Source organism: Kitasatospora putterlickiae (assembly GCF_039527695.1).
GTDB classification, from domain to species: Bacteria; Actinomycetota; Actinomycetes; order Streptomycetales; family Streptomycetaceae; genus Kitasatospora; species Kitasatospora putterlickiae.
On the sequence record NZ_BAAAKJ010000356.1, the window covers coordinates 3,128 to 7,634 of the forward strand.

A 4,507-nucleotide genomic window follows, 5' to 3' on the forward strand; every position below is an offset into this window, starting at 1 on the left:
CGGCGCTCCGGGCGGCGCACCCGGAGGCCGCTGAGCCGGAGCTGGCCCGGCGGGCCGTCGACCACGCCCGCCGGGTGAGCCAGAGCGAGGGCGCCTTCGTCGCCGGCCCCTTCCTCTGGATGGCCCCGTTCGCGTTCTGCACCGCGCTGCTGGCCCAGGGGCAGCTCCTGCTGGAGGTCGCCGCCCTCACCGGCAAGGACCCCGCGGACCGGGCCCGCGCCCCCGAGCTGCTGGTCCTCCAGGGGGCGCACCCCGACCTCGCCTCCGCCGAGCGGGCGCTCGCCGCCGGCCCGCCGCCGCGGACCGGCCGGCCCGGCCGGTTCCGGGGCTTCGGCTCGCTGCTGTGGCGGATGGCCCGCCTGCTCGGGCTGACCAGTGAGGACGTCGTTCCACCGCCGTCCCGCTGGCGCACCGCGCTGGACTGGGGGCTGCTCGCCCTGGTGCTCCTGGTGGGCACCGTCGCCCCGTTGATCTGGCTGCCCTACATGGCGTTCTCCTACAACCGGGCCACCGACCGGCTGGCCGCCCGCGCGCTCGCCTTCCACTTCGGCGGGGAGCCCGCCGACTGGCCCGGCTCTCCCGGGTCCAGGGCCTCGCCGGGGATGGTGGCCGCCGCCGGCCGGGTGCTGGTCGCGCTGCTCGTCCCGCTGGTGGCGGTGGGGGTCCTGCTGGTCGCCGACCTCCGGCTCGCCGACAGCCGCTGGCCCGTCATGGCCCTGGTGCTGATCGTGCTGTCCGTCGTGGTGAGCGGCCTGTGGTGGATCGCGCACCGGCGCTCCCCGGGCCCGCCCCGGGGGCCGTCGCCGAACGGCCAGGTGGTCTCAACCACCCGACCACCCAATCCCCCTGACGTGGGGTCACGCCGCGACGGTTAGGCTGCCCACAGGGCCGCGGGGAGCGGCCGGGAGAAGGGTGACACGGGTGCGAACCGTACAAGACCAGGGCGTGAACGACGACCCCGCGGCCGGCCGGCGGCCGAAGCTGCGCGCGATCCCCGGCCACCGGCTGGCCGGGCTGCCGCAGCTCGCCGGGGCGGGCGAGCGGCTGCGGCACGAGATCGCGGTGGTCGCGGCCGTCCTGCCGTTCAAGGTGAACAACCACGTCCTCGACGAGCTGATCGACTGGGACCGCGTCCCGGACGACCCGATGTACCGGCTGACCTTCCCGCACCGGGACATGCTCCCGCCGGAGATCTTCGAGCGGATCTCCGCGCTGCTCACCGAGGGCGCTCCCAAGGAGCGGCTGGCGGAGGCGGTCGCGGCCGCCCGGCGGTCCCTCAACCCGCACCCGGGCGGGCAGCTGGAGGAGAACATCCCGCAGCTGCACGGCCGTCCGGTGCCGGGACTCCAGCACAAGTACCGGGAGACGGTGCTGCTCTTCCCGGCGCAGGGGCAGAGCTGCCACGCCTACTGCGGCTACTGCTTCCGCTGGGCGCAGTTCGTCGGCGAGCCGGACCTGCGGCAGAGCCTGCCGGGCCCGGCGACCGCGCTGGAGTACCTGCGCGCCCACCGCGAGGTCTCCGACGTGCTGATCACCGGCGGCGATCCGCTGATCATGTCCACCGCCCGGCTGGCCGGCTACGTCGAGCCGCTGCTCGGCCCGGACACCGGGCACCTGCGCACGATCCGGCTGGGCACCAAGGCGCTGGCCTGGTGGCCGCACCGGTTCACCACCGACGCGGACGCCGACGACCTGCTGCGGCTGTTCGAACGCGCGGTCGCCGCCGGACGGCAGGTGGCGGTGATGGCGCACGTCAGCCATCCGCGCGAGCTGGCGGGGGACGCGGTGCGGGCGGCGGTGGCGCGGATCCGCTCGACGGGCGCGGTGATCCGGGCGCAGGCGCCGCTGATCCGGCACGTCAACGACGATCCGGCGGTGTGGGCGCGGCTCTGGCGGGACATGGTGGGCCTGGGCATCGTGCCGTACTACCTGTTCGTCGAACGGGACACCGGTGCCAGCTCCTACTTCGAGGTGCCGCTGGCGCGGGCGGTGGGGATCTACCGGGACGCCGTGCGGCAGGTGTCGGGGCTGGAGCGGACGGCGCGCGGGCCGGTGATGTCGGCCGGACCGGGCAAGGTCTGCGTGGACGGGGTGGCCGAGATCGGCGGCGAGCGGGTCTTCGTCTGCCGCTTCCTTCAGGCCCGTGAGGCGGATCGGGTGGGTCTGCCGTTCTTCGCCCGGTATGACGAACGGGCCACCTGGTTCGACCAGTTGCGGCCGGCGTCGTTCGAACGGCGGCCGTGGTTCGCCTCCGAGCCCCGGTTCGCCGAAGAACCCGTCCTGGTCTGATCCGAGCCCCTGCCGCGGACCGGAATCGCACTGTGTTCGAATCTCGAACAGGTGTTTGACGAGCCCGCGCCCCACCGGCTGGGGTGCGGGCCTTCACGCTCCTCCGTTCGGGCGGGGTGAATCGTTCCTACGTCTGGGCGATTCGCATGCGCAGAAACGCGCGGCCCCGGTCGGGCACGGTCCTCGGATTCAAACCTTCCGATCGGAGAGATTCACCCTATCGGGGGGCGCTTGGCGGCGGTGCGGGGTTGCCCGGGCCTTGGTGATCTAGGGTTCCGATGGATCGCCCGAGCGGGGAGCACCGCATCGCGAAGGCCACCAAAACTCCCACCGATACGCGTATCTGATGATCCGTCGATACCGATTCCCCGGCTGTCGCCGGCCGTCCGACGGGTCGGCGTGCCCCGATCACACAAAGGAGAGCCCTGCCGATGTCCGTGGAGACGACCACGCCGGAGACACCGCAGGTGGCCCAGCAGACCAGCCTGACGACGGCCGCTGCCCGCAATCTTGCGACGACCACCAAGTCCGCACCGCAGATGCAGGAGATCACCTCCCGCTGGCTGCTGAAGGTGCTGCCCTGGGTGCAGGCCGCCGGTGGCGCCTACCGGGTCAACCGCCGCCTCACCTACACCGTCGGCGACGGCCGGGTGGAGTTCATCAAGACCGGTTCCGAGGTCCGGGTCATCCCGCAGGAGCTCGGCGAACTCGCCCTGCTGCGCGGTTTCGAGGACGAGGAGGTGCTGGCCGCGCTGGCCGACCGCTGCGAGCAGCGTGACTTCGGCCCGGGCGAGGTGCTGGCCGAGCGCGGCGAGCACGCGGACCGGATCTACCTGATCGCGCACGGCAAGATCAACCAGATCGGCACCGGCAAGTACGGTGACGAGACGGTGGTCAGCGTGCTCGGTGACGGCGACCGCTTCGGCGAGCACGCGGTGCTCGACCCGGCCGCCGTCTGGGAGTTCACCGCCAAGACGGTGACCGCCGGCACCGTGCTGTCACTGCCCCGCCGGGACTTCGAGCAGATCCGGGAGAACTCGCCCGCGCTGCGGGAGCACCTTGAGGCGTTCCTCGCGCTGCCGCTCCAGGCGCAGAACGAGCGCGGCGAGGCCGAGATCGCCATGTCGGCCGGCCACCACGGCGAGTACCAGCTCCCCGGCGCGTTCGTGGACTACGAGCTCAAGCCGCGCGAGTACGAGCTGAGCGTCGCCCAGACGATCCTCAAGGTGCACACCCGGGTCGCCGACCTCTACAACCAGCCGATGAACCAGATCGAGCACCAGCTGCGGCTGACCATCGAGGCGCTGCGCGAGCGCCAGGAGCACGAGCTGGTCAACAACCCGGAGTTCGGCCTGCTGAACAACGCCGAGTTCTCGCAGCGGATCCAGACCCACTCCGGCCCGCCCACCCCGGACGACCTGGACGAGCTGCTCAACCGCCGCCGCGACCCCGACTACCTGCTCGCCCACCCGCGGACCATCGCCGCGATCGGCCGCGAGCTGAACGCGCGCGGGCTCTACCCGCACCACGTCGACCTCGGCGGGCAGCAGGTGCCGGCGTGGCGCGGCGTTCCGATCCTGCCGTGCAACAAGATCCCGATCAGCAAGGAGAACACCAGCTCGATCCTGGTCATCCGTACCGGCGAGGACAACCAGGGCGTCATCGGCCTGCACCAGACCGGAATCCCGGACGAGTATCAGCCAAGCCTGTCCGTCCGCTTCATGGGCATCGACGAGAAGGCGATCATCTCCTACCTTGTGAGTGCCTACTACTCCGCCGCGATCCTCGTCCCGGACGCGGTCGGTGTGCTGGAGAACGTCGAGATCGCGCACGGGCGCCGCTGAGGCGCAGCTCGGGCGGGCCGTCCCCGGAGGGCCCGCCCCGGGCCGGGCGTAACCCGGTCCACCGCATGATCGTTTAACCGGATGCCGGACGGCCCGCCCTTGCGGCGGGCCGTCCGGTGTCGGCCCCCTTCCCGGCGCGGCCGACCTCCTGCCGACACGAGAGGTGCACGGAGCACATGCCGCAGCCGCAGCCGCCCCGGCGGATACCGATGGACGGGTCGTCGTGACGGCGGACCGGAGCCCGGCGCCCGTCGCCGGACACGGTGCCTCCGGCGGCCCCGGGGCGCGGCGGATCCGGCTGATCGGCGCGGCGGCCGGTGTGGCCGCGCTCTGCGCGTTGGCGAGCGGCTCGGCGGCGGCGCGCTCCCCGACGG

At 72.8% G+C, this 4,507-nt stretch carries 2 protein-coding genes; both read left to right on the plus strand.

The window, feature by feature from the left end; translation table 11 throughout:
- Positions 1-945: 945 nt before the first annotated feature.
- A complete protein-coding gene (locus ABD308_RS32585; protein ID WP_344343110.1) occupies positions 946-2,289 on the plus strand; it encodes a KamA family radical SAM protein in 1,344 nt (447 codons plus the stop codon).
- Between the two features lie 431 nt (positions 2,290-2,720).
- Positions 2,721-4,133, plus strand: a complete 1,413-nt coding sequence (locus tag ABD308_RS32590; RefSeq protein WP_344343112.1) for a family 2B encapsulin nanocompartment shell protein — start codon at positions 2,721-2,723, stop codon at positions 4,131-4,133.
- Positions 4,134-4,507 lie beyond the last annotated feature (374 nt).